General features: G+C 69.1%; 23 protein-coding genes. 17 read left to right on the top strand and 6 right to left on the bottom strand.

Annotated elements, in window-relative coordinates; genetic code table 11:
- Nucleotides 1-36 precede the first annotated feature (36 nt).
- The gene (locus BME24068_RS26875) at nucleotides 37-849 is read right to left on the bottom strand and encodes a helix-turn-helix domain-containing protein (protein WP_174927902.1); all 813 of its coding nucleotides are present in this window, start codon (nucleotides 847-849) and stop codon (nucleotides 37-39) included.
- A gap of 380 nt (nucleotides 850-1,229) precedes the next feature.
- On the opposite strand from BME24068_RS26875, the gene BME24068_RS26880 reads away from it, so the two are divergent.
- Nucleotides 1,230-3,077: a M24 family metallopeptidase gene (locus tag BME24068_RS26880; RefSeq protein WP_174927903.1), complete on the top strand. Its 1,848-nt coding sequence runs from the start codon at nucleotides 1,230-1,232 to the stop codon at nucleotides 3,075-3,077.
- 70 nt (nucleotides 3,078-3,147) lie between these two features.
- Here BME24068_RS26880 and BME24068_RS26885 read toward each other — a convergent pair whose 3' ends face one another.
- From BME24068_RS26885 to flgA, 3 genes are all read right to left on the bottom strand, one after another.
- Complete coding sequence (locus tag BME24068_RS26885; protein WP_096508524.1) at nucleotides 3,148-3,588, bottom strand: flagella synthesis protein FlgN; 441 nt, start codon at nucleotides 3,586-3,588, stop codon at nucleotides 3,148-3,150.
- A gap of 85 nt (nucleotides 3,589-3,673) precedes the next feature.
- Nucleotides 3,674-4,006 carry a flagellar biosynthesis anti-sigma factor FlgM gene (gene flgM / locus BME24068_RS26890; RefSeq protein WP_096508499.1) on the bottom strand — a complete coding sequence of 111 codons (333 nt, stop codon included), beginning with the start codon at nucleotides 4,004-4,006 and terminating at the stop codon, nucleotides 3,674-3,676.
- Nucleotides 4,007-4,124: 118 nt separating this feature from the next.
- Nucleotides 4,125-5,312, bottom strand: a complete 1,188-nt coding sequence (gene flgA, locus BME24068_RS26895; protein ID WP_174927904.1) for a flagellar basal body P-ring formation chaperone FlgA — start codon at nucleotides 5,310-5,312, stop codon at nucleotides 4,125-4,127.
- 204 nt (nucleotides 5,313-5,516) lie between these two features.
- On the opposite strand from flgA, the gene flgB reads away from it, so the two are divergent.
- From flgB to BME24068_RS26960, 13 genes are all read left to right on the top strand, one after another.
- Entirely contained in the window at nucleotides 5,517-6,005 is a 489-nt protein-coding gene (flgB, locus tag BME24068_RS26900; RefSeq protein ID WP_096508501.1) for a flagellar basal body rod protein FlgB, read from the top strand.
- Between the two features lie 38 nt (nucleotides 6,006-6,043).
- Complete coding sequence (flgC, locus tag BME24068_RS26905; protein ID WP_096508502.1) at nucleotides 6,044-6,469, top strand: flagellar basal body rod protein FlgC; 426 nt, start codon at nucleotides 6,044-6,046, stop codon at nucleotides 6,467-6,469.
- Nucleotides 6,470-6,519: 50 nt separating this feature from the next.
- On the top strand, nucleotides 6,520-7,278 hold the full coding sequence (locus BME24068_RS26910) for a flagellar hook assembly protein FlgD (RefSeq protein ID WP_096508503.1): 759 nt from the start codon (nucleotides 6,520-6,522) through the stop codon (nucleotides 7,276-7,278).
- A 27-nt stretch (nucleotides 7,279-7,305) separates the two neighbouring features.
- Nucleotides 7,306-8,547, top strand: coding sequence for a flagellar hook protein FlgE (gene flgE, locus BME24068_RS26915; RefSeq protein ID WP_174927905.1), 1,242 nt, complete (start codon nucleotides 7,306-7,308; stop codon nucleotides 8,545-8,547).
- A gap of 20 nt (nucleotides 8,548-8,567) precedes the next feature.
- Nucleotides 8,568-9,326 carry a flagellar basal-body rod protein FlgF gene (flgF, locus tag BME24068_RS26920; RefSeq protein ID WP_096508505.1) on the top strand — a complete coding sequence of 253 codons (759 nt, stop codon included), beginning with the start codon at nucleotides 8,568-8,570 and terminating at the stop codon, nucleotides 9,324-9,326.
- Between the two features lie 35 nt (nucleotides 9,327-9,361).
- Nucleotides 9,362-10,150, top strand: coding sequence for a flagellar basal-body rod protein FlgG (gene flgG / locus BME24068_RS26925; RefSeq protein WP_096508506.1), 789 nt, complete (start codon nucleotides 9,362-9,364; stop codon nucleotides 10,148-10,150).
- Between the two features lie 21 nt (nucleotides 10,151-10,171).
- Complete coding sequence (flgH, locus tag BME24068_RS26930) at nucleotides 10,172-10,861, top strand: flagellar basal body L-ring protein FlgH (RefSeq protein WP_096508507.1); 690 nt, start codon at nucleotides 10,172-10,174, stop codon at nucleotides 10,859-10,861.
- A gap of 5 nt (nucleotides 10,862-10,866) precedes the next feature.
- The gene (locus BME24068_RS26935) at nucleotides 10,867-12,057 is read left to right on the top strand and encodes a flagellar basal body P-ring protein FlgI (RefSeq protein ID WP_096508525.1); all 1,191 of its coding nucleotides are present in this window, start codon (nucleotides 10,867-10,869) and stop codon (nucleotides 12,055-12,057) included.
- The gene (flgJ, locus tag BME24068_RS26940) at nucleotides 12,058-13,047 is read left to right on the top strand and encodes a flagellar assembly peptidoglycan hydrolase FlgJ (RefSeq protein ID WP_174927906.1); all 990 of its coding nucleotides are present in this window, start codon (nucleotides 12,058-12,060) and stop codon (nucleotides 13,045-13,047) included.
- Nucleotides 13,048-13,282: 235 nt separating this feature from the next.
- Entirely contained in the window at nucleotides 13,283-14,038 is a 756-nt protein-coding gene (locus BME24068_RS26945) for a flagellar brake protein (RefSeq protein ID WP_096508509.1), read from the top strand.
- Between the two features lie 191 nt (nucleotides 14,039-14,229).
- Nucleotides 14,230-16,212, top strand: a complete 1,983-nt coding sequence (gene flgK / locus BME24068_RS26950) for a flagellar hook-associated protein FlgK (RefSeq protein ID WP_174927907.1) — start codon at nucleotides 14,230-14,232, stop codon at nucleotides 16,210-16,212.
- A gap of 17 nt (nucleotides 16,213-16,229) precedes the next feature.
- Nucleotides 16,230-17,480 carry a flagellar hook-associated protein FlgL gene (flgL, locus tag BME24068_RS26955; RefSeq protein ID WP_174927908.1) on the top strand — a complete coding sequence of 417 codons (1,251 nt, stop codon included), beginning with the start codon at nucleotides 16,230-16,232 and terminating at the stop codon, nucleotides 17,478-17,480.
- Between the two features lie 231 nt (nucleotides 17,481-17,711).
- Entirely contained in the window at nucleotides 17,712-19,019 is a 1,308-nt protein-coding gene (locus BME24068_RS26960; RefSeq protein ID WP_174927909.1) for a solute carrier family 23 protein, read from the top strand.
- 44 nt (nucleotides 19,020-19,063) lie between these two features.
- Here the strand turns inward: BME24068_RS26960 and BME24068_RS26965 are convergent, their stop codons facing one another.
- A complete protein-coding gene (locus BME24068_RS26965; RefSeq protein WP_096508513.1) occupies nucleotides 19,064-19,948 on the bottom strand; it encodes a transcriptional regulator GcvA in 885 nt (294 codons plus the stop codon).
- A 96-nt stretch (nucleotides 19,949-20,044) separates the two neighbouring features.
- Here BME24068_RS26965 and BME24068_RS26970 point away from each other — a divergent pair, with 96 nt between their 5' ends.
- The gene (locus BME24068_RS26970; RefSeq protein WP_174927910.1) at nucleotides 20,045-20,656 is read left to right on the top strand and encodes a chromate transporter; all 612 of its coding nucleotides are present in this window, start codon (nucleotides 20,045-20,047) and stop codon (nucleotides 20,654-20,656) included.
- On the top strand, nucleotides 20,653-21,180 hold the full coding sequence (locus BME24068_RS26975) for a chromate transporter (protein ID WP_124828101.1): 528 nt from the start codon (nucleotides 20,653-20,655) through the stop codon (nucleotides 21,178-21,180). The genes BME24068_RS26970 and BME24068_RS26975 overlap by 4 nt, the downstream gene beginning before the upstream one ends.
- 51 nt (nucleotides 21,181-21,231) lie before the next feature.
- On the opposite strand, the gene BME24068_RS26980 is transcribed toward BME24068_RS26975, so the two are convergent.
- The gene (locus tag BME24068_RS26980; protein ID WP_174927911.1) at nucleotides 21,232-21,573 is read right to left on the bottom strand and encodes a hypothetical protein; all 342 of its coding nucleotides are present in this window, start codon (nucleotides 21,571-21,573) and stop codon (nucleotides 21,232-21,234) included.
- Nucleotides 21,574-21,849: 276 nt separating this feature from the next.
- Here BME24068_RS26980 and BME24068_RS26985 point away from each other — a divergent pair, with 276 nt between their 5' ends.
- Complete coding sequence (locus tag BME24068_RS26985; RefSeq protein WP_174927912.1) at nucleotides 21,850-22,593, top strand: YoaK family protein; 744 nt, start codon at nucleotides 21,850-21,852, stop codon at nucleotides 22,591-22,593.
- The last annotated feature ends 273 nt before the right edge of the window (nucleotides 22,594-22,866 follow it).

A 22,866-nucleotide genomic window follows, 5' to 3' on the forward strand; every position in this document is an offset into this window, starting at 1 on the left:
GTGGACGGGCCCGGGCGCCCCCCCGGCTGCGCCGCGCTATTTCTTCGTGCGGGCTGCGGTGCGGCGGGCCGGTGTGGCGGCAGCCGGGCGTTTGCCGGCAGGCGTGCGCGGTTTCGCGGCAGGCGGTTGTTCCGCGGCGCGGGCCGGTTTGCCGGTGGGCGTCGCGACCTGCGCGTCGCGCTCGCGTGTGGCCGCCGGTTCGCGGCGGCTCACGCGCGGCTCGCCGGGTGCCGCGTCGGCATCGTGCCCGGCCGGCCGGATGCCCATCGTCGCCGAAACGAGTTCGGCGCAGCGGTCGTCGAAGAGCGGCAGCGTGCCGACCGCGATCAGCTCGGCGGGCCCGTCGCCGACGTTCGCGACGCGATGGCGCTTGCGCGCGTCGAAGTGCAGCGAATCGCCGGGCGCGAGCGGGTAATCCTGCTTGCCGATCGTGTAGCAGAGCTGGCCGGTCAGCACGTACACGAACTCGTCGCCGCCGTGCGCGACCCATTCCGACCGGTAGCCCTCCATCATCCGGACTTTCAGCGCGTTGATCTGGCTGCCGTCGAAGGTGGTGGACAGCCGCTCGTACCATTGCGACATCGCATCGACCGCGTACGGTTCGCGGCTGCCTTCGTGCGAGTCGGGCTGCGCCTGGCGCGGCTGGTCGATCAGCGCGCCGAGCGGCACGTTCAGCGCCTTCGCGACGTTGACGAGCGACGACAGCGAGATGCCCGTGAGATGGCGCTCGACCTGGGACAGGAACCCGACCGACAGATTCGCTTCGGTCGCGACTTCCAGCAGCGTCTTCTTCGCTTCCCGGCGCAGGCGCCGAATGCGCTGGCCGATACGCATGATGTCTGAATCCATGAATCTCTTTCGTGGCAACGAGTCGGAAGGCGAGCGGAAGGGCGGTGCAGTCGCCGGGCCGTTGTTTTGACGCGAATCGCGCGAGACATGGCCGTCCGGCCGACGATGCGGGCGCATTGTACCGTGCGGCATCGCCCGCGCGGCATGCCGTATCGGCAATTTTAGCTGCACCAAAATTTTAGCTTGACCTCAATTTCGGCGTGCTCTAGATTCTGTCGCGCTGCATCAGGAATTTTAGTGAGACAAAAATTCAGAGCCTGGCCGCGCGACCTACGCGGCGGGTGGCCCGACGGGGCGCCGGACGTACGCCACGCTGCGTGTCGTCCGCGTATCGCATTGCGCCGCGGGCGGCCGATAACAACGCATCACGCGAGCATCCGATGATCGATCGACTGAAATACACCTTCTCCGGCCTTCCCCCGTACGATGCCGCCGTTGCCGACGCGCAGGCGGGCCTGTCGCGCGTGCTCGACGCGCTGCGGCTCGACGCCGTGGTCGTCACGTCGCAGGATGAATACATCACCGAATACCTGCCGCGCCGCAACAACCCGCGCTATGCGCTGTCGGGCTTCGACGGCTCGGCCGGCTGCGGGCTGTTCCTGAGCGACGCGGCCGCGCGCGCGCTCGACGTGCCGCGCTTCGTGCTGTTCGTCGACGGCCGCTATCACCTGCAGGCCGAGCAGCAGTGCGATCCGGCGCGCGTGCACATCGAGAAGCTCGGCATGAACGTGACGATCTGGCAGGCGCTGGCCGACTGGCTGGTCGCGGGTGCGGGCAGGCTCGAACGGATCGGCTACGACGCGCGGCGGATCAGCGTCGGACAGCGCGACCGGCTGGTCGAGCAGACCCGGGCCGCGCGGCTGGAATGGGCGAGCCTCGCCGAGCGCGAGATCGACCGCGCGATCGCGCTGCCGGGCTGGGTGGTCGAGCGGCCGATCTTCGAGCTGCCGGAAGCCATGACCGGCGCGAGCGTCGCGCGGAACCTCGCCACGCTGAACGCGCGGCTCGCCGCGCACACCGGCGCGGCGCACGGCAAGACCGCGTTCTTCACCTGCGCATCGGACGACCTCGCGTATCTGCTGAACAGCCGCGGCTATCACATCCCGAATGCGTCGTCGCACCTGGGCTTCCTGTTCGCGATCGGCGAGCAGGTCGCGCTGTTTTTGCCGGAAGGCTGCGACCGGTGCCCGGTCGAGCTGGCGTCGTATCCGGCGCTGCACGTGATCCGGCGCGACTTCGCCGAACTCGAACGCTTCCTCGCGCCATTCGCGGTCGACCACGTGTGCTATGGCTTCGAATCGGTCAATTGCGCGCTCGTCGAGTCGGTGCGCCGCGTATGGCCGCAGGCGCGCCACGCCGATTTCAATCCGGTCGAGGCGATGCGCGCCAGCAAGACGCCGGCCGTGCTCGACCGCTTCCGCGATGCGTTCGCGCGCAGTTCGGCGGCGATCGCCGAGACGATGCGCTGGGCGAAGGCCGGCGAGCCGGGGCAAAGCGCTACCGAATACGATCTCGCGCGCACGATCAACGACGCGTACGGCGCACGCTCGGCGCTCGCGCTGACGTTCCCGTCGATCGCCGCGAACGGCGCGAACAGCGCGTTCGCGCACTACACGGCCGCGAGCGCCGACGTCGGGCTGACCGAAGGCGACCTGGTGCTGCTGGATAGCGGCGCGTACTACGACGCCGGTTTCGCGACGGACTGCACGCGCGTCGTGCTGCGCCGCACGCGGGCGGGCACGGTGGCGCAGCCGTGGCAGCGCGAGATCTACACCGTTGCGCTGAAGGCCTGCGTCAAGGGGCTCGTCACGCGCTTCCCGAAAACGGCGACGGGCGGCGACGTCGATGCGGCCGTGCGGCAGGTGTGCCGCGACCACGGCTACGATTTCGGCCACGGCACCGGGCACGGCGTCGGGATCCACGTGCACGAAGGCGGTGTGCGGTTCGCGCCGGGCGCGAAGTACGGGCTGGTGCCGAATGCGGTGATTTCGGTCGAACCGGGCATCTACGTGCCGGGCAAGGGCGGCGTGCGGATCGAGAACATCGTGATCGTGCACGCGGACGACGCGTCGGATACCGTCGCGTTCGAGAACATCGTGACGGTCGGCTACGACTGGGACCTGATCGATCTCGAACTGCTGGACGACGACGAGCGCGCGTATCTGCGCGACTACGAGCGGCTTTGCGTGGAACGCGGCACGCAGGTCACTGCCTGTCCGCTGCTGTGAAGGGGGGAGTCGGGCGGGAGACGGCGCGCGGCGACCGGATCACCGCGCGGCCCGCTTGCGCATCGGCACGTCAGCGCATCAGCGCCGACACGCGCCCGTCCGGCCCGTAGACGCCGCTCGGCGCGGGCGCCGAGCGCAGCACGGCAAGCGCGCGCTCGTTGTAGTCCATCCGGATCCGGATCAGCATCCCGTTGTTCGCATTGGCCTGGCGCGCGCGTTCGGCGGCCTGCAGCAGCAATTGCCAGCGGCCGGCGAGGCGCGCATCGCGCTCGGCGGCCTGATCCATCCCTTTCTTGCCGGCCGGAAAGCCGAGCGCGGACAACTGCGTGTCGCGCGCGCGTTCGAGCAGCGCGAGCCGGTCGAGCAGCGCGGTTTTCTTCTCGACGATGCCGGGCAGCATGTCCAGCGGCTCGGGCGTCGTCAGCGCCTTTTCCTCGTAGGCGAGCAGCGACGCGAACGCCTCGACCGTCGCGTGTTCGTCGTTGACCGTGGCCAGCAGCTCTTCTCTCATCGCATCATGCTCGTCGCGCCGGCGCGCGTGTCGGCGCACCGGCAAACCGGGGGACCGGCCGGGGCGTGACAGGCCCCCATCCGGCTCAGTTGCCCTGCGGACGCTGCTGTTGCAGCAGGTCGCGGGCGGTATTCAATACGCCGTCGGCAATCTTGTTCACGTCGACCGTCAGCGTGCCGTTGTTCAGCGCGTCCTTGATCGACTGGACGAGCGCCGTGTCGATGTCGGCGTCGCCCGATGCCGACGCCGAGCGCAGTTGGCCGGACAGGCCCGACAGGTTCACGGTCGTGTCGCCGCCGGTCGATCCAGCGTCGGCCGCCTGCGCGGACGTCGACGAAGCCGCGCCGGATTGCGCGCGGGTCGCGCCGTTGCCGGTCGGCGCAAGTGGGCTCGGGTTCGGAGTGGAATCGATCTTCACGATGGGTTTCCTGTACGGTTTGACCCAGATAACGGCCGGGCCGGCCCGAACTTTAGCATCGCGAGCCCGAAATACTTCGAATAAACAATTCTTTGCAATCTTGCGCGGTCATCCGTCCCTACAGCGGAATCTCCACGGTGCCGGCGTCCTTGACGATCGCCGTGACGATCTGGCCCGCCGCCATCCTGACCCGCACCGACTGGCCCGGGGCCGCATTCGCGAGCACGCTGCCTTCGGCCGAGATCGTGAAGCCGGGCCCGGCTGCCACCACCCGCACCGTCTGGCCGGCCGATACCGATGCGGCGCTCTTCAGCATGTCCTGGCGCAGCGGCAGCCCGGCCGAGATGCGGGCGAGCGCGGTCGCGCCGACCGCCTGCGCGGGATCGGTGATCACCGCGAGCGGCAGCACCGTCAGGTCGCCGTCGCGCGCGACGAGATCGGCCGCGGTGAGCGGCTCGCCGGGCGTGATCTGCCGCGCGGCGACGTAATAGGTGGCCTGCACCGTGACCTTCGCCTGCAGATAGACGGTCCACGGCCGTTCGCCCGCGCAGCGCACGCCCACCGTCGTGCGGCCCCACAGGCGCGCGCCGGTCGGCAGGAACGGTTCGAGCGTCGTGCACGTGGCGAGCCCGCGCGGAAACGCCGGCGCGACGGTCGCGGTGGTCTTGCCCGGCAGGCCGGCGATCTGCTGCTGCAGGAACGCGAGCGCCGTGCGCCGGATCGCTTCGGGGTCTTGCTGGCCCGGCAGCGGGGCGGGATGGGCCGCTGCCGCGGGAGCGGGCGCCGCCGCGTTGGCGGTGTTGGCGGCGCGTGCGGCGATCGCCGGCTGTCGCGCGAGCCGCGCCGCGTTCGACGCGGGCTCGGCCGCGCCGGCGACGACCGTCGCGACGCCGGCCGGATCGACGGCGCGCGGCGCGTTGCCATAGCCGGCGTTCGCGCGGGCCGCCGCGTAGGTCGAGGCCGGCGGCGGGTTCGTCGCGACCGTCGCGCTACCCGGCTGCACCGCGTAGCCGGCCCCGGCCGCCCCGGTCATGCCTGGCGTTGGCCGGTACGCATTTCCTGCCGTTTCGGGCGCGATGCCCGCCCCGGCGCCGGCATGCCCGACATTCCCGCCGAACTGCCCGCCGCTTGCCGCGTTCGCCTGCGCGAGCGCGGTTTCGGCCGTCTCGCCGCGGCCGGGAATCACGATCATCCCGTCGTCCGCGCGCGCGGCCGGCACGGCGAGCCACAGCGCCGCGGCGAGCGCGAACGCACGCGGCACGCGTGTGCCGCGCCGGTCGTCCCCGCGAAGTGCGCTGCCTGTCATCGCCGTGTCCTCGATCCGTTGATCCGATTCGCATTCTAGGGAGCGGGGCCGCCGCGCAAACGACGAATAGAGGGGGCCTTTGCCGCGTTATTCGCCCGATTGCCGGTTGCGCGCGCCGCCTACCATCGCTGTCATGGAAAAAAGCCTCTTGGGTCGCCATCCGGCCCGACGGGCGTGCAGCGCTTCATACGGAGAGACGCACACATGCTGGACAAACTCGATGCCGAATTCGCGTTCGGCCGGCAGGCGCTCGACGTGCGCGCCTACCGGCAGGAACTGCTGTCGTCGAACATCGCGAACGCCGATACGCCCGGCTACCAGGCCCGCGACGTCAATTTCGCGTCGACGCTCGCGCGCTCGCTGAAGCAGGCCGACGGCGGCGTCGCGCCGGGCAACGCCGCGCAGCTGCCGATGGCGCAGCCGGCCGGCGTGACGAGCGGGATGACGATGGTGTCCACGGCGCCCGGCCACATGGCCGGCGCCGCGAAGCTGATGCCGACCGGCGGCCCGGCCGACGACTACGGCCGCGCGCAGTACCGGATGCCGCTGCAGCCGTCGCTCGACGGCAATACGGTCGATCTCGACGTCGAGCGCGTGCAGTTCGCGGACAACGCGCTGCACTACGAAACCGGGATGACCGTGATGACCCAGCAGATCAAGGCGATGATCGCCGCGATCTCGACGAACTCGTAAGCGCGCGCCGCTTCCGAACCCGAGCACAAGGAGCCTCCATGCCCTCGTTGATGAACATCTTCGGCGTCGCCGGTTCGGCGCTGTCCGCGCAGTCGCAGCGCCTGAACGTCACCGCGTCGAACCTCGCGAACGCCGACAGCGCGACCGGCCCCGACGGCAAGCCGTACAAGGCCAAGCAGGTCGTGTTCGAAACCGACCCGCTCGGCGGCGTGCGCACCGCGTCCGGCCAGGGCGTGGGCGGCGTGCGCGTGTCGAAGGTGGTGGACGACCCGTCGCCGATGAAGTCGACCTACGACCCGGCGAACCCGGCCGCCGACGCGAACGGCTACGTGCAGATGCCGAACGTCGACCCGGTGCAGGAAATGGTGAACATGATTTCGGCGTCGCGCTCGTACCAGGCGAACGTCGAGACGCTGAACACCGCGAAGACGCTGATGCTCAAGACGCTGACGATCGGCTCCTGAGCCGCGCGCGACCTTACAGACCCGACAGTTCCGACAGAAGGCCACCCAGGATGACATCCTCCAGCACGACGATCGGCGGCAACGGCGCCAACGTGTCGACGTTGCCGACCGACACGATGAACACCAACAACGTGTCGAGCACCGGCACGTCGGCGAGCGACCTGCAGTCGACGTTCCTGAAGCTGCTCGTCACGCAGCTGCAGAACCAGGATCCGACGAGCCCCGTCGACAGTTCGCAGATGACGTCGCAGCTCGCGCAGATCAACACGGTGAGCGGCATCGCGCAGCTGAACACGTCGCTCACGTCGCTGTCGACGCAGCTCGCGGCCGGCCAGCAGACGCAGGCCGCGCTGCTGATCGGCACGAACGTGCTCGCGCCGGGCAACGGCGTCGCGGTGAAGGACGGCGCGTCGTCGCCGTTCGGCGTGTCGCTCGCGAACGACGTGTCGAACCTGACGATCACCGTGAAGAACAGCTCGGGCGTCGTGGTCAACACGATCAACGCGGGCGCGCAGTCGGCCGGCACGGTGCCGTTCAACTGGACGCCGACCGACGCGGCGGGCAACACGCTGCCCGACGGCGCGTATACGGTCAGCGCGACCTACACCGACAGCACCGGCACGCAGCAGACCGCGACGACGCTGGCGGCCGCGCAGGTGCAGAGCGTGATCAAGCAGGCGGACGGGACCGCCGGGCTCATGCTGTCGAACGGCACGACCGTGGGGCTCACCCAGGTCGCGTCGATCTACCCGAACACCACGTCGTCTTCGTCGTCCACGTCGTCGTCCGGCGGCGCCACTACCAACTGATCCAGATTTCTCGAAACGGAGACCGAAATGGGTTATCAACAGGGTCTGAGCGGCCTCGCCGGCGCATCGAACGCGCTGGACGTGATCGGCAACAACATCGCGAACGCGAATACGGTCGGCTTCAAGTCGAGCACCGCGCAGTTCGCCGACATGTACGCGAACTCGATCGCGACGTCGCTCAACACGCAGATCGGGATCGGCACGTCGCTCGCGTCGGTGCAGCAGCAGTTCAGCCAGGGCGCGGTCAACACGACGAGCTCGTCGCTCGACGTCGCGATCAACGGCAACGGCTTCTTCCAGATGACGAACAACGGCGTGACGACGTACACGCGCGACGGCACGTTCCAGCGCGACAAGAACGGCTACATCGTCAACGCGCAGGGCATGAACCTGATGGGCTATGCCGCCGACAAGAACGGCGTGATCAACACGTCGCAGACGGTGGCGCTGCAGGCGCCGACGACCAACATCGCGCCGACCGCGACGACCAGGATCTCGGCCCAGTTCAACCTGAACTCGCAGGACACGACGCCCGCGAAATCGCCGATCGATCCGTCGGACAACACGACGTACAACTACTCGACGTCGATCCAGGTGTACGACTCGCTCGGCGGCTCGCAGGCCGTCAGCATGTACTTCGTGAAGTCGGACGCCGGCACGTGGGAAGCCTACGCGGGCGTGCAGGGCGGCGCCCCGACGGATCTCGGCACGGTCACGTTCGACTCGTCGGGCGCGATCCAGGGCACGACGACGGGCACGCCGGCCGCGCCGACCGCATCGCTCGGCCAGTTCCAGTTCGAAGTGCCGAACACGGACGGCTCGGCGACGCCGCAGACCATGACGCTCGACCTGACCGGCACCACGCAGTACGGCGGCAAGGACGGCGTGAACAACCTCGCGCAGGACGGCTACGCGAGCGGCACGCTGACGACCTACTCGATCGGCACCGACGGCAAGCTGACCGGCAACTACTCGAACGGCCAGACGGCGGTGCTCGGCCAGATCGCGCTCGCCAACTTCAACAACCCGAACGGGCTGATCAACCTCGGCGGCAACCAGTATGCGGAAAGCGCCGAGTCGGGCGTGCCGCAGATCTCCGCGCCGGGCACCACGAACCACGGTTCGCTGCAGGGCAGCGCGCTCGAGAACTCGAACGTCGACCTGACGTCGGAGCTGGTCAACCTGATCACCGCGCAGCGCAACTACCAGGCGAACGCGCAGACGATCAAGACGCAGCAGACCGTCGACCAGACGCTCATCAACCTGTAACGCGCGGATAACCGGCAGCCATGGACCGACTGATCTACACGGCGATGACGGGCGCGTCGCAGTCGCTCGACCAGCAGGCGATCGTCGCGAACAACCTCGCGAACGCATCGACGACGGGTTTTCGCGCGCAGCTCGCGACCTACCGCGCGGTGCCGATGAATTTCGGCGACGGCGGCAACGTCGACCCGACGACGACGCGGACCTACGTGCTTGCGTCGACGCCCGGCGCGGATTACACGCCGGGTCCGATCACGCGCACCGGCAACCCGCTCGACGTCGCGGTGCAGGGCCCCGGCTGGCTGTCGGTGCAGACGGCCGACGGCGGCGAGGCGTACACGCGCGCGGGCAACCTGCACGTCGATGAAAACGGCCAGCTCGTGAACGCGAGCAACCTGCCGGTGATCGGCAACGGCGGCCCGATCTCGGTGCCGCCGAACGCGGAAGTGACGATCGGCAAGGACGGCACGGTGTCCGCGCTGATGCCGGGCGACCCGCCCACCGCGGTCGCGATCGTCGACCAGATGAAGCTCGTCAATCCCGATCCGGCCACGCTCGCGCGCGGCAACGACGGACTGTTCCGCACCGCCGACGGCAATCCGGCCGACGCCGACCCGAACGTGGTCGTCACGCCGAATTCGCTCGAAGGCAGCAACGTGAACCCGGTGACCGCGATGGTCGCGATGATCGACAACGCGCGGGCGTTCCAGCTGCAGTCCAAGCTGATCCAGACGGCCGACCAGAACGAGCAGTCGGCGAACCAGCTGCTCAACTTCAGCTGAGCGGCACGGCCCGCGCTACCAGGAGAAGATTCAACATGAACCGTTCGCTCTACATCGCCGCCACCGGCATGAATGCGCAGCAGGCGCAGATGGACGTGATCTCGAACAACCTCGCGAACACCAGCACGAACGGCTTCAAGGCGTCGCGCGCGGTGTTCGAGGATCTGCTGTACCAGACGATCCGCCAGCCGGGCGCGAACTCGACGCAGCAGACCGAACTGCCGTCGGGCCTGCAGCTCGGCACCGGCGTGCAGCAGGTCGCGACCGAGCGCCTGTACACGCAGGGCAGCCTCACGCAGACTGGCAACTCGAAGGACGTCGCGATCAACGGCGCGGGCTTCTTCCAGGTGCTGATGCCGGACGGCACGAACGCCTACACGCGCGACGGCTCGTTCCAGACCAACGCGCAGGGCCAGCTCGTCACGTCGAGCGGCTACCAGATCCTGCCGGCGATCACGGTGCCGCAGAACGCGACGTCGCTGACGATCGGCAAGGACGGCGTCGTGTCGATCACGCAGGCGGGTTCGACCAACGCGGTGCAGATCGGCTCGCTGCAGATCGCCACCTTCATCAACCCGGCCGGCCTCGAGGCGAAGGGCGAGAACCTGTTCGCGGAAACGACGTCGTCGGGCGCGCCGAACGTGTCGCAGCCGGGACTGAACGGCGCGGGCGCGCTCAACCAGGGCTATGTCGAGGCGTCGAACGTGAACGTCGTGCAGGAGCTCGTCAACATGATCCAGACCCAGCGTGCGTACGAGATCAACAGCAAGGCCGTGACGACGTCCGACCAGATGCTGCAGACCGTCACGCAGATGAAGAGCTAACCGGAAAGTCCCGTCGTTGCCATGAAGCAGGTTCGCCTCCTCCCGTCAGCCACCGTCCGCGCCGCGTGCGCGGTCGCGGTGGCCGCGCTCGCCGGCTGCGCGCAGATTCCGCACGATCCGATCATCCAGCAGCCGATGACCGCCCAGCCGCCGATGCCGATGTCGATGCAGGCGCCCGGCTCGATCTACAACCCGGGATACGCGGGCCGGCCGCTGTTCGAGGATCAGCGCCCGCGCAACATCGGCGACATCCTGACGATCGTGATCGCCGAGAACATCAACGCGACCAAGTCGTCGGGCGCCAACACCAACCGGCAGGGCAATACCGACTTCAACGTGCCGACCGCCGGCTTCCTCGGCGGGCTGTTCTCGAAGGCGAACCTGTCGGCGAGCGGCGACAACAAGTTCGCGGCGACGGGCGGCGCGAGCGCGGCGAACACGTTCAACGGCACGATCACGGTGACCGTCACCAACGTGCTGCCGAACGGCAACCTCGTCGTGAGCGGCGAGAAGCAGATGCTGATCAACCAGGGCAACGAATTCGTGCGCTTCTCGGGCGTCGTGAACCCGAACACGATCTCGGGCGCGAACTCCGTGTACTCGACGCAGGTCGCCGACGCGCGGATCGAATACTCGGCGAAGGGCTACATCAACGAAGCCGAGACGATGGGCTGGCTGCAGCGCTTCTTCCTCAACATCGCACCGTGGTGATGACGATGCAGCACACCGTATTTCGTCGCCTGTCCGCCAGCCTGCCGCGCCGCGCGCATCGCATCGCGCGGATCGCCGCCGCGTTCGCGCTCTGCGCGTGCGCGTTCGGCGCCGCGCCGGCGCACGCCGAGCGCCTGAAGGATCTCGTGCAGATCCAGGGCGTGCGCGACAACCCGCTGATCGGCTATGGCCTCGTCGTCGGTCTCGACGGCACGGGCGACCAGACGATGCAGACGCCGTTCACCACGCAGACGCTCGCGAACATGCTCGCGAACCTCGGCATCTCGATCAACAACGGTTCGGCGAACGGCGGTGCGTCGTCGCTGAACAACATGCAGCTGAAGAACGTCGCGGCCGTGATGGTGACGGCCACGCTGCCGCCGTTCGCGCGGCCGGGCGAGGCGCTCGACGTGACCGTGTCGTCGCTCGGCAACGCGAAGAGCCTGCGCGGCGGCACGCTGCTGCTCACGCCGCTGAAGGGCGCGGACGGGCAGGTGTATGCGCTTTCGCAGGGCAACATGGCGGTGGGCGGCGCGGGCGCGAGCGCGAACGGCAGCCGCGTGCAGGTGAACCAGCTCGCGGCCGGCCGGATCGTCGGCGGCGCGATCGTCGAGCGTGCGGTGCCGAACGCGATCGCGCAGATGCACGGCGCGCTGCAGCTGCAGCTGAACGACATGGATTACGGCACCGCGGAGCGGATCGTGTCGGCGGTCAACGCGAACTTCGGCCCCGGCACCGCGACCGCGCTCGACGGGCGCACGATCCAGCTCGCGGCGCCGGTCGACTCCGCGCAGCAGGTCGCGTTCATGGCGCGCCTGCAGAACATCGACGTGAGCCCGGATCGGGCCGCCGCGAAGGTGATCCTGAACGCGCGCACCGGCTCGATCGTGATGAACCAGATGGTCACGCTGCAAAGCTGCGCGGTCGCGCACGGCAACCTGTCGGTGGTCGTCAACACGCAGCCGGTGGTGTCGCAGCCGGGGCCGTTCTCGAACGGGCAGACCGTGGTCGCGCAGCAGTCGCAGATCCAGCTGAAGCAGGACAATGGCGCGCTGAAGATGGTGACGGCCGGCGCGAACCTCGCCGACGTCGTGAAGGCGCTGAACACGCTCGGCGCGACGCCGGCGGACCTGATGTCGATCCTGCAGGCGATGAAGGCGGCCGGCGCGCTGCGCGCGGACCTGGAGGTCATCTAAATGGCAGCGAACCTTCCCGATGCAAACGACCTCACGCAGCGCTTCGCGCTCGACGTGCAGGGCTTCGACGCGCTGCGCGCGCAGGCGAAGCAGTCGCCGCAGGCCGGCGCGAAGGCGGTCGCCGGCCAGTTCGACGCGATGTTCACGCAGATGATGCTCAAGAGCATGCGCGATGCGACGCCCGACGGCGGGCTGCTCGATTCGCACACGTCGAAGATGTACACGTCGATGCTCGACCAGCAGCTCGCGCAGCAGATGTCGAAGCGCGGGATCGGCGTCGCCGACGCGCTGATGAAGCAACTGCTGCGCAACGCGGGGCAGGGGGCCGGCAGCGACTCGGCGGCCGACGTCGGCGCGGCCGGGCTGGGCGCGGCGGGCTTCGGCGCGGGCGCGTCGGGCAACGAAGGCAGCCTCGCCGCGATGAGCGCGATGGCCCGGGCCTACGCGAACGCGGCGAACAACGGCGCGCTCGCCGGCTCGCGCGGCTACTCGGCCGGCAGCGCGCTGACGCCGCCGCTGAAAGGTGCGAGCGGTGTGCAGAACGCCGACGCATTCGTCGACCGGCTCGCCGGGCCGGCGCAGGCGGCGAGCGCGACCACCGGCATCCCGGCGCGCTTCATCGTCGGCCAGGCCGCGCTCGAATCGGGCTGGGGCAAGCGCGAGATCCGCGCGAGCGACGGCTCGACCAGCTACAACGTGTTCGGCATCAAGGCGAACAAGGGCTGGACGGGCCGCACGGTGTCGGCGCTGACGACCGAATACGTGAACGGCGCGCCGCGCCGCGTCGTCGCGAAGTTCCGCGCGTATGATTCGTACGAGCACGCGATGACCGACTACGCGAACCTGCTGAAGAACAATCCGCGCTATGCGGGCGTGCTGAGCGCGAGCCGCAGCGTCGAGGGTTTCGCGCACGGGCTGCAGAAAGCCGGTTATGCGACCGACCCGAATTACGCGAAGAAACTGATCTCGATCATGCAGCAGATCGGCTGAGCGGGCGCGGCGGGCCCGGAACCGGCCTGCCGCCCGCTCGCGGTCTTTCGGACCGCGCCCGGCTCCCGCCGCGCGCGGTTTCAACGTTTGCGCGAAAAAAATGCCGCAATTCGATCTAAACTTTCGGTGAGCACTGCCGCTAAGTGTGTGAGACCAGCAACCGGGCCCATGTTCTGGCCCGGTTTTACTGCGCACCGGTTGCCCCGGGCGCCCATGACAAGAAAACCGGCTAGCCATGAATATCGAAACGTCGTCCGCTCCGAGTCAGGATGCGGGCCACTCCGGGCCCGATTACGCCCGCCGCAATCCGCTGGAGATCGGCGTGCAGCTGCGCAACCTCGTGAACCGGGGCGATTTCCTGACCGTCCAGTACCCGGGCGGCCAGCTTGTCACGCGCCTGCTCGAAGTCGACGTCGGCGCGCGCACGTTCACGTTCGACTGGGGTGCGCTGTCCGAGCAGAACGCCGGCATTCTCGCCGCGTCGCACTGCACGTTCTCGGCCGCGCCGGACGGCGTGCGCGTCGAATTCACCACGGGTACGCCGCGCGAGACGCGCTACGAGGGGCTGCCCGCGTTCGTCGCCGATTTCCCCGACGTGCTCATGTGCATCCAGCGCCGCGAATATTTTCGCGTCGATGCGCCGGTGATCGATCCGTTCCTGTGCCGCGGCAAGCTGCCGGACGGCGAGGGCTTCGTGTTCGAGGTGCACAACCTGTCGCTCGGCGGCGTCGGCCTGCGCACGGCCGACGAGCGTGTCGAGGCGCTCGAGGTCGGCACGCTGCTGCCGGAGGTCGAGCTCGAATTGACCGGCCACGGCAAGCTGTCGCTCGACCTGTGCCTCGTGTCGCAGCGTTCGACCCAGATGCCGAACGGCTCGCGGCGCTACCAGCTCGGGTTTCGCTTCATGTCGTTGCCGGGCAGCGCGGAGAACACGCTGCAGCGCCTGATCACGCAGCTCGAAATGAAGCGCCGCTCGCTCGCGCGGGCCTGACGCGCGCTGCCGGCCCCCCGCGCGGGCCGCTTTCACGCCGGGCGCCGCCAGGGCCCGCCCGTCTCCCCGAACGCGATGCGCGCCCGCGCGTCGCGCGTGCATTTTTTCCTCAATTTTTCCGCTCGGCGGCCGTTATACCGGGAGTCACGCAACCCGGCGGCCGCAGCCCGGCCGGCCCATCAGGATCGCGCATGTCCAACTCTCTCTTGAACCTCGGCGTCAGCGGCCTGAATGCCGCGCTCTGGGGCCTCACGACGACCGGCCAGAACATCAGCAACGCCGCGACGCCGGGCTATTCGGTCGAGCGCCCGGTGTATGCCGAGGCGAGCGGCCAGTACACGTCGAGCGGCTACCTGCCGCAGGGCGTGAACACCGTCACCGTGCAGCGGCAGTACAGCCAGTACCTGAACGACCAGCTGAACAGCGCACAGTCGCAAAGCGGCGCGCTGTCGACCTGGTATTCGCTCGTCGCGCAACTGAACAACTACGTCGGCAGCCCGACGGCCGGGATCTCGACCGCGATCACCAACTATTTCACCGGGCTGCAGGGCGTCGCGAACAATGCGTCCGATCCGTCGGTGCGGCAGACCGCGATGAGCAACGCGCAGACGCTGGCCGACCAGATCACGGCGGCCGGCCAGCAGTACGACGCGCTGCGCCAGAGCGTGAATACGCAGCTCACCAGCACGGTGTCGCAGATCAACACGTACACCGCGCAGATCGCGCAGTTGAACCAGCAGATCACGGCCGCGAACAGCCAGGGGCAGCCGCCGAACCAGTTGATGGACCAGCGCGATCTCGCGCTGTCGAACCTGTCGAGCCTCGCCGGCGTGCAGGTGGTGCGCAACGACAGCGGCTACAGCGTATTCCTCGCGGGCGGCCAGCCGCTCGTCGTCGCCGACAAGAGCTACCAGCTCGCGACCGTGGCGTCGTCGTCCGATCCGAGCGAGCTGACCGTCGTGTCGCAGGGCATCGCCGGCGCGAATCCGCAGGGCCCGAACCAGACGCTGCCCGATTCGTCGCTGTCGGGCGGCACGCTCGGCGGCCTGCTCGCGTTCCGCAACCAGACGCTCGACCCGGCGCAGGCGCAGCTCGGCGCGATCGCGACCAGCTTCGCCGCGCAGGTCAACGGGCAGAACGCACTCGGCGTCGACCTGTCGGGCATGCCGGGCGGCAAGCTGTTCACGATCCCGGATCCGGCCGTCTACGCGAACCAGGGTAATACGGGCAATGCGTCGCCGAGCGTGTCGTTCGCCGATGCGTCGCAGCCGACCACGAGCGACTACACGCTGTCGTACGACGGCACGAACTACACGTTGACCGATCGTGCGAGCGGCACGGTGGTCGGCCAGTCGACGTCGATGCCGGCCTCGATCGGCGGCCTGGACTTCTCGTTCGCGGACGGCACGCAGATGAATGCCGGCGACCAGTTCACCGTGCTGCCGACGCGCGGCGCGCTGGACGGCTTCGCCCTCGCGACGTCGAGCGGCTCGGCGATCGCGGCCGCGTCGCCGGTGGTGGCATCGGCCGCCACGACGAACTCGGGCAGCGCCACCATCACGCAGGGCGGGGTGAGCGCCGGCTACCAGGTGCCGTCGACCACGCTGACCTACGACGCGGCGAGCCAGTCGCTGTCGGGTTTCCCGGCCGGCACCACGGTGACGATCGGGAGCACGCCGCCGCAGACGGTGGAGATTACCGACGGCACGACGCAGGTGCCGTACGACCCGTCCGTGGGCGCGACGCTGACGATGTCGGGCACCGCGCAGGGCGCGATGAACGGCGTGACCGTGTCGCTGGCGGGCACGCCGGCGGACGGCGATGCGTTCAAGATCGGGCCTTACGCGGGTGGCACGAACGACGGTTCCAACGCGCTCGCGCTGTCGCAGATCGTCAGCACGAAGTCGTTCGGCAACGGCTCGACCACGCTGACCGGCGCGTATGCCGGCTACGTGAACGGCATCGGCAACTCGGCGAGCCAGCTGAAGTCGTCGAGCGCCGCGCAGACGTCGCTCGTCGGCCAGATCACGACCGCGCAGCAGGCGGTGTCGGGCGTGAACCAGAACGAGGAAGCGGCGAACCTGATGCAGTACCAGCAGCTCTACCAGGCCAACGCGAAGGTCATCCAGACGGCCGCGACGCTGTTCCAGACCGTGCTCGGCCTGTTCAACTGATTCCGGGGATCGAAGCGATGCGGATTTCCACTTCCCAGTTTTACCAGCTCAACGTCGCGCAGATGAGCGACCAGCAGGCGCAGCTCGCGCAGCTGTACCAGCAGATTTCGAGCGGCGTGAGCCTGTCCACGCCCGCCGACAACCCGCTCGGCGCCGCGCAGGCGGTGCAGCTGTCGATGAGCTCGGCGACGCTGTCGCAGTACGCCACCAACCAGAACGTCGCGCTGTCGTCGCTCCAGAAGGAAGACCAGACGCTGACGAGCGTGAACAACCTGCTGAACAGTATGCATACGATCGTCATGCAGGCCGGCGACGGCTCGCTGTCCGACAGCGACCGGGCGGCGCTCGGGACCCAGCTGCAGGGCTATCGCGACCAGCTGATGACGCTCGCGAATACCGCGGACGGCGCGGGCAACTATCTGTTCGCGGGCACGCAGTCGACTTCGGCGCCGTTCTCGAACGCGGCGGGCGGCGGCGCGGTGTACAGCGGCGACAGCGGCACGCGCGACGTGCAGATCGCCGATACGCGCTCGATTTCGCAGGGCGACAGCGGCGCCAGCGTGTTCATGTCGGTGCCGATGCTCGGCAGCCAGCCGGTGCCGGCCGCCGGCACGGGCGCGACGGGCACGGGCAATACCGGCACCGGCACGATCGGCGCGGTGTCGATCACGAACCCGGCGGCGGCGACCAACGGCCACGCGTTCACGATCACGTTCGGCGGCACGGCGGATGCGCCGACCTATACGGTGACCGACAACACGATCGGGCCGTCGAGCGAGACCCAGCCGCAGCCGTATTCGGAAGGCGGTGCGATCGCGCTCGGCAACGGCCTGACGGTGCCGGTGTCGGGTACGCCGGCAGCGGGCGACACGTTCACGGTCACGCCCGCGCCGCAGGCCGGCACCGACGTGTTCGCGACGCTCGACACGATGATCGCCGCGCTGAAGACGCCGGTCGGCAGCGATACGTCCGCCGCGGCCGCGCTCGCGAACACGATGACGACCGGCACGACGAAGCTGAACAATACGATGACGAACATCCTCACCGTGCAGGCGTCGGTCGGCGGCCGCGAGCAGGAAATCCAGGCGATGCAGGCGGTGAACCAGAACAATTCGCTGCAGGTCACCAACGACCTGTCGGATCTGACGAGCACCAACATGGTGTCGACGATCAGTCAGTTCCTGCAGATGCAGAACGCGCTGTCGGGCGCGCAAAAGGCCTACGCGCAGCTGCAGAACCTGTCGCTGTTCCAGTACATCAATTCGTGATGCCCGCGGCGACCGACGCGATGTGAGCGCCCGCTTACATCGCGCGGCGCACCGGCCGGCCGCCGTTGGCCACCGGTGCGAGCCCGCGGCTCCGTCATGCGCTCTCCGGCAGGCATGACCGTTGCGGCGACGGTTCGCGCTTGCCAGCCCCATTTCCGCTCCGTAAACTCGCGCCAGATTCCAGACCGGCGCACCGTCCGCAGCCGGCGACCGACAGGAGCCCTTTTCCCCATGTCCGATTCCTACTTCCCGCGCTGGCGGGTGCAATCGACCGGCGCGGCCTCGCGCGTGGTCGGCCCCGACGAGCGCCTGGCGTGGCCGCAGATGATCGCGATGGGCGTGCAGCACGTCGTCGCGATGTTCGGCTCGACCGTGCTCGCGCCGCTGCTGATGGGCTTCGACCCGAACCTGTGCATCTTCATGTCGGGCATCGGCACGCTGCTGTTCTTCGTGCTGGTCGGCGGCCGCGTGCCGAGCTACCTCGGCTCGAGCTTCGCGTTCATCGGCCTGGTGATCGCGGTGACCGGCTACGGCGGCAGCGGGCCGAATCCGAACATCCCGGTCGCGCTCGGCGGGATCATCGCGTGCGGCGTCGTGTACGTCGCGCTCGGCGCGCTGGTGCAGGCGATCGGCACGCGCTGGATCGAGACGCTGATGCCGCCCGTCGTCACCGGCGCGGTGGTCGCGGTGATCGGGCTGAACCTCGCGCCGATCGCGGTCAAGGGTGTGTCCGGGTCGACTTTCGAATCGGTGATGGCGCTCGTCACGGTGCTGTGCGTGGGTGGCGTCGCGGTGTTCTCGCGCGGCATGGTGCAGCGCCTGCTGATCCTGGTCGGGCTGGTGATCGCCTATGTGATCTATGCGATCGCGACCAACGGGATGGGGCTCGGCAAGCCGATCGATTTCTCGATCGTCGGGCAGGCGGCCTGGTTCGGGGTGCCGAGCTTCCGCGCGCCGGTGTTCGATCCGCACGCGATGCTGATGCTCGCGCCGATCGCGGTGATCCTGGTCGCGGAAAACCTCGGCCACATCAAGGCCGTCAGCGCGATGACGGGTACCAGCCTCGATCGCTACGTGGGTCGCGCGTTCATCGGCGACGGGCTCGCAACGATCGTGTCGGGCAGCGTCGGCGGCACGGGTGTGACGACCTATGCGGAGAACATCGGCGTGATGGCCGTCACGCGGATCTACTCGACGCTGGTGTTCGCGATCGCCGCGCTGATCGCGATCGTGCTCGGTTTCTCGCCGAAGTTCGGCGCGGTGATCCAGACGATTCCGGGCCCGGTGCTCGGCGGCGTGTCGATCGTCGTGTTCGGGCTGATCGCGGTGACGGGCGCGCGGATCTGGGTCGTCAACAAGGTCGACTTCTCCGACAACCGCAACCTGATCGTCGCGGCCGTCACGCTCGTGCTCGGCGCGGGCGATTTCTCGCTGAAGATCGGCGGTTTCGGGCTCGGCGGGATCGGCACCGCGACGTTCGGCGCGATCATCCTGTATGCGATCCTGCGCAAGGAGCAGGAACCGGGCCCCGTGGTCTGAACGAAAGCGGGCGGTGCAACGCCGCCCGCTACCGTACGCGGCGCTTATGCGCCGGTATTCGACTGTGCCTGCAGCCACGCGCAGAACTGCGCGACGAGCGGATCGTCGACCGGCGCGCGCGGCGCGATCCACCAGTAGCTGCGCGTCGCGATGCGCGGCCCGTCGAGCGGCATCACCAGCCGCCCGCTCGCGAGCTCGTCGTCGATCAGTGGCAGCGGGCCGAGCGCGACGCCCAGCCCGTCGACGGCCGCCTGCAGCGCCAGGTAGAAGTGGTCGAACGACTGCCGCTTGCGCCCCTTCATCGTCACGCCGGCCGCCGCGAACCAGTCGCGCCAGCCTTCCGGGCGCGTATCCGAATGCAGCAGCACGTGCCGCGCGAGATCGTCCGCGCGGGCAATCGGCGCGCGCCTGAGCAGCGCGGGGCTGCAGACGGGGATCACGCTTTCGTCGAGAAAGTGGCCGCTCGTGCAGGTGGGCCAGTGGCCGGGGCCGCGGCGGATCGCGACGTCGAAGCCGTCGAGCGCGTCGAGCGGCGCATTCGACGTGGACAGCTTCAGCTCGACGTTCGGCACGTCGCGCTGGAACCGCGACAGGCGCGGCAGCAGCCATTTCATCGCGAAGGTCGGCAGCGCATTGATGCGCAGCACGCGCGCCGTGCCCGTGTTGCGCAACTGCTCGGTGGCGAGCGCGATGCTGTCGAACGCGGCGCGCACGGTGTCGAGATAGCGGCGGCCCTCGTCGGTGAGCTTCACGCGCTTGCCGTAGCGGTGGAACACCGGCTTGCCGAGCCATGCCTCGAACCCCGCGATTTGCCGGCTGATGGCACCATGAGTCACATGCAGCTCGTCGCCGGCAGCGCTGAAGCTTTCGTGTCGTGCCGCTGCTTCAAAGGCCCGAAGCGCGGAAAAGGGCGGGAGATCGCGTGCCATGCTTGTGATTCTAGATCACAAGCGTGCGCCGATAAAATCGTTTTGCCGGCATCCTGAACGGCGGTAACCTCGGGGCACCGTTTGATGAGGATCCCCATGCAATCCGTTTCTCCTCCGCCTGCTGCATTGCCGCGCCAGGTCGGCCTCGCCGAGTTGTTTACCGGTTTCCTGTCGCTTGGCCTGATGTCGTTCGGCGGCGCGCTGCCGTTCGCGCGGCGCACGCTCGTCGAGCAGCGCAAGTGGCTTTCCGCCGACGAATTCACCGATCTGCTCGGCTTGTGCCAGTTCCTGCCGGGCGGCAACGTGATCAACCTGTCGGTCGCCGTCGGCATGCGCTTTCGCGGCGTCGCGGGCGCGTTCGCCGGCATTCTCGGGCTGATCGCGGGGCCGACGCTCGTCGTCGTCGCGCTCGGCGTGCTGTACGCGAAGACGCAGGGCGATCCGCGCGTGCAGCACCTGTTCGGCGGGCTTGCCGCCGCGGCCGCGGGCCTGCTCGTCGCGATGGCCGTGAAGGTCCTGAAACCGCTGCGCCACGCGCGCGCGGCGGCCGGCATCGCGGCGCTGTCGTTCGTCGCGATCGCGGTGTTGCGCATTCCGCTGCTGACCACGATGCTGGTGCTGACCCCCGTGAGCATCTGGCTCGCGTCGCGACGCCGCGACACGCCGGCGCCGCAGCGCGCCGCCGCACGCGACGGAGGCCGCTCGTGAACGACACGCTGATCGCCATCGCGACGATTTTCAGCCAGCTGTCGCTGCTCGCGTTCGGCGGCGGGAACACGATCCTGCCGGAGATGCAGCGGCAGGTGGTCGACGTGCATCACTGGATGAGCGCGCACGAATTCACCGCGCTGTTCGCGCTCGCGCAGGCGGCGCCGGGGCCGAACATGATGATCGTGTCGCTGGTCGGCTGGCATGTGGCCGGCTGGGCCGGGCTGCTGGTCGCGTCGATCGCGAAGTTCGGGCCGTCGTCGCTCGTCACCGTGCTCGCGCTGCATGCGTGGGAGCGCTTTCGCGACCGGCCGTGGCGCCGCTACGTGCAGCAGGGGATGATGCCGGTCACGGCCGGGCTCGTCGCGGCCAGCGCGGTGCTGATCTCGGAAGCGTCGAACCGCACGGCGATCCAGTGGGGCATCACGGCCGCGTGCGCGATGCTCGCGTGGCGCACGCGCATCCATCCGCTGTGGCTGCTCGCGGCCGGCGCGCTGGTCGGACTCACCGGCATCGGCCAGTGAGCGGCGGGCGGCCGGTGCCGGCCGCCGCGGCTGCTACGGCCACTACGGCCACTACGGCGACGCCGGCTGGTCGCTGTTCACGAGGCCGAGCAGCCGGCCGCGCTCGGCGCTGACATCGTCCGTCGGCGTCGGCCAGTCCGCGACGTAACCGGCTTCGAGCGCATCGCGCATGATCGCGTCGTAGTCGGCCTTGCCCAGCCTGTCGCTGTCGCGCAATGCGTGCGCCACCTCGCGCTTGAGTTTCGGCGTGAACGACGGATAGGCCGCCGCCAGCGCCGCATACTGGCGCGCATCGATCTCGCCCGATTCCCGGTTGAACGCCCAGACGGCCACCAGCACGATCGCGACGAACGGGATCACGGTGAAGCGCAGGAAAAACTTCGCGGGTGTCATGTCATTCGACGGCGGGTTGAGACGGTGCGGGGAGCCTGCTCGCGGCCGGCCGGTATACTCGGCCGGTCTTTCTCCGGCGACGCCGGCCGGACGCCGGCCTCGTGCGCCGGCGCGTGCGGCCGATGCGCGCCCGACGCCGAGCATTATATTGGCGCGGCGCGCGGGCCTGCGCGGTGGCCGCGCGGGCGGGCAACGCCCGGCGCCGGCCGGGATCGATGACGGAATCGGTGAATCACGCGCCGCCCGCCGCGCGCGGTGCGCCACACGGGAGGATCGATGGATCTCGACGGCGCGAGCCGCAACCTCACTGTCGCCGCGCTGCTGACGCTGTCCGGCGGCTATCTCGATGCGTATACGTACGTCGGCCACGGCCACGTATTCGCGAACACGATGACCGGCAACGTCGCGCTGCTCGGCATCAACCTGTCGGCCGGCGAATGGGCGGCCGCACTCCATCATGTGCCGCCGCTCGGCGGCTTCGTGGTCGCGGTGTTCGTCGCGCACCTGCTCGGTCTTGCCGCGCGGCGCGGCTGGATGCGGCACACGGCGTTCACGAGCCTGATCGTCGAGATCGCGTTTCTCGGCTTCGCCGCGAGCGGGCTCGTCGGCGCGTCGAGCGCGTGGCTGATTCCGGGTATCTCGTTCGTCGCGACGCTGCAGACGCTGTCGTTCACCCATCTCGAAGAACTGTCGTACACGTCGGTGATGACGACCGGCAACCTCCGGCGCGCCGCGCAGAAACTGTTCGTCGGACTGATCCCGCGCTACGACGCGGGCGCGCTGCACGACTCGGCGCTGCTCGCGACGATCAGCTTCTGCTTCCTGGCCGGTGCGGTGGCCGGCGGCTTCGTGACGCGGCTCGTGCCGGAAGTCGCGCTGTGGGGCGCCGTGTTGCTGCTCGCCGGTGCGTTCGCGGAAATCGTGCGGCGTGCGCGTCGGCGCGCGGGCGATGACGGTGGCAGCAGCAGCGATAAAGGCGGTGACGGCAACGCCGGCGGCGGGACGCCGCAAGCAGCCTGACGACGTGCGCTCGGGCCGCCGGTGAGCCGTGCGATGGATTCGCGGGTGACGCACTCCGCCGTTTTGCGGCTTCGTCCATACGCGTCGCTCCCGCGACGCGCCGTGCCCGATGCCGCCCGATCGGGCGCGGCGCGGGTCATCTCCCGATCGTTCCGCCTCCGCCCGCAACCCCGCCGCTTTCCTCGCCGGCCCCGCCCGATCCTTACATCGCAGGCCCTCATTTCGCCGCTGCCGCGCGCCGTTTCATCGGCGCGAGACGCACGTGCGGCGCGG

The organism is Burkholderia anthina (assembly GCF_902498995.1).
In the GTDB taxonomy this organism is placed as follows: domain Bacteria; phylum Pseudomonadota; class Gammaproteobacteria; order Burkholderiales; family Burkholderiaceae; genus Burkholderia; species Burkholderia anthina.

What these genes read in the sequence shown, in the direction of transcription:
- BME24068_RS26875 (WP_174927902.1), bottom strand. Translation starts at nt 849, where the DNA reads ATGGATTCAGACATCATGCGTATCGGCCAGCGCATTCGGCGCCTGCGC.
- BME24068_RS26880 (WP_174927903.1), top strand. Translation starts at nt 1,230, where the DNA reads ATGATCGATCGACTGAAATACACCTTCTCCGGCCTTCCCCCGTACGAT.
- BME24068_RS26885 (WP_096508524.1), bottom strand. Translation starts at nt 3,588, where the DNA reads ATGAGAGAAGAGCTGCTGGCCACGGTCAACGACGAACACGCGACGGTC.
- flgA (WP_174927904.1), bottom strand. Translation starts at nt 5,312, where the DNA reads ATGACAGGCAGCGCACTTCGCGGGGACGACCGGCGCGGCACACGCGTG.
- flgB (WP_096508501.1), top strand. Translation starts at nt 5,517, where the DNA reads ATGCTGGACAAACTCGATGCCGAATTCGCGTTCGGCCGGCAGGCGCTC.
- flgC (WP_096508502.1), top strand. Translation starts at nt 6,044, where the DNA reads ATGCCCTCGTTGATGAACATCTTCGGCGTCGCCGGTTCGGCGCTGTCC.
- BME24068_RS26910 (WP_096508503.1), top strand. Translation starts at nt 6,520, where the DNA reads ATGACATCCTCCAGCACGACGATCGGCGGCAACGGCGCCAACGTGTCG.
- flgE (WP_174927905.1), top strand. Translation starts at nt 7,306, where the DNA reads ATGGGTTATCAACAGGGTCTGAGCGGCCTCGCCGGCGCATCGAACGCG.
- flgF (WP_096508505.1), top strand. Translation starts at nt 8,568, where the DNA reads ATGGACCGACTGATCTACACGGCGATGACGGGCGCGTCGCAGTCGCTC.
- flgG (WP_096508506.1), top strand. Translation starts at nt 9,362, where the DNA reads ATGAACCGTTCGCTCTACATCGCCGCCACCGGCATGAATGCGCAGCAG.
- flgH (WP_096508507.1), top strand. Translation starts at nt 10,172, where the DNA reads ATGAAGCAGGTTCGCCTCCTCCCGTCAGCCACCGTCCGCGCCGCGTGC.
- BME24068_RS26935 (WP_096508525.1), top strand. Translation starts at nt 10,867, where the DNA reads ATGCAGCACACCGTATTTCGTCGCCTGTCCGCCAGCCTGCCGCGCCGC.
- flgJ (WP_174927906.1), top strand. Translation starts at nt 12,058, where the DNA reads ATGGCAGCGAACCTTCCCGATGCAAACGACCTCACGCAGCGCTTCGCG.
- BME24068_RS26945 (WP_096508509.1), top strand. Translation starts at nt 13,283, where the DNA reads ATGAATATCGAAACGTCGTCCGCTCCGAGTCAGGATGCGGGCCACTCC.
- flgK (WP_174927907.1), top strand. Translation starts at nt 14,230, where the DNA reads ATGTCCAACTCTCTCTTGAACCTCGGCGTCAGCGGCCTGAATGCCGCG.
- flgL (WP_174927908.1), top strand. Translation starts at nt 16,230, where the DNA reads ATGCGGATTTCCACTTCCCAGTTTTACCAGCTCAACGTCGCGCAGATG.
- BME24068_RS26960 (WP_174927909.1), top strand. Translation starts at nt 17,712, where the DNA reads ATGTCCGATTCCTACTTCCCGCGCTGGCGGGTGCAATCGACCGGCGCG.
- BME24068_RS26965 (WP_096508513.1), bottom strand. Translation starts at nt 19,948, where the DNA reads ATGGCACGCGATCTCCCGCCCTTTTCCGCGCTTCGGGCCTTTGAAGCA.
- BME24068_RS26970 (WP_174927910.1), top strand. Translation starts at nt 20,045, where the DNA reads ATGCAATCCGTTTCTCCTCCGCCTGCTGCATTGCCGCGCCAGGTCGGC.
- BME24068_RS26980 (WP_174927911.1), bottom strand. Translation starts at nt 21,573, where the DNA reads ATGACACCCGCGAAGTTTTTCCTGCGCTTCACCGTGATCCCGTTCGTC.
- BME24068_RS26985 (WP_174927912.1), top strand. Translation starts at nt 21,850, where the DNA reads ATGGATCTCGACGGCGCGAGCCGCAACCTCACTGTCGCCGCGCTGCTG.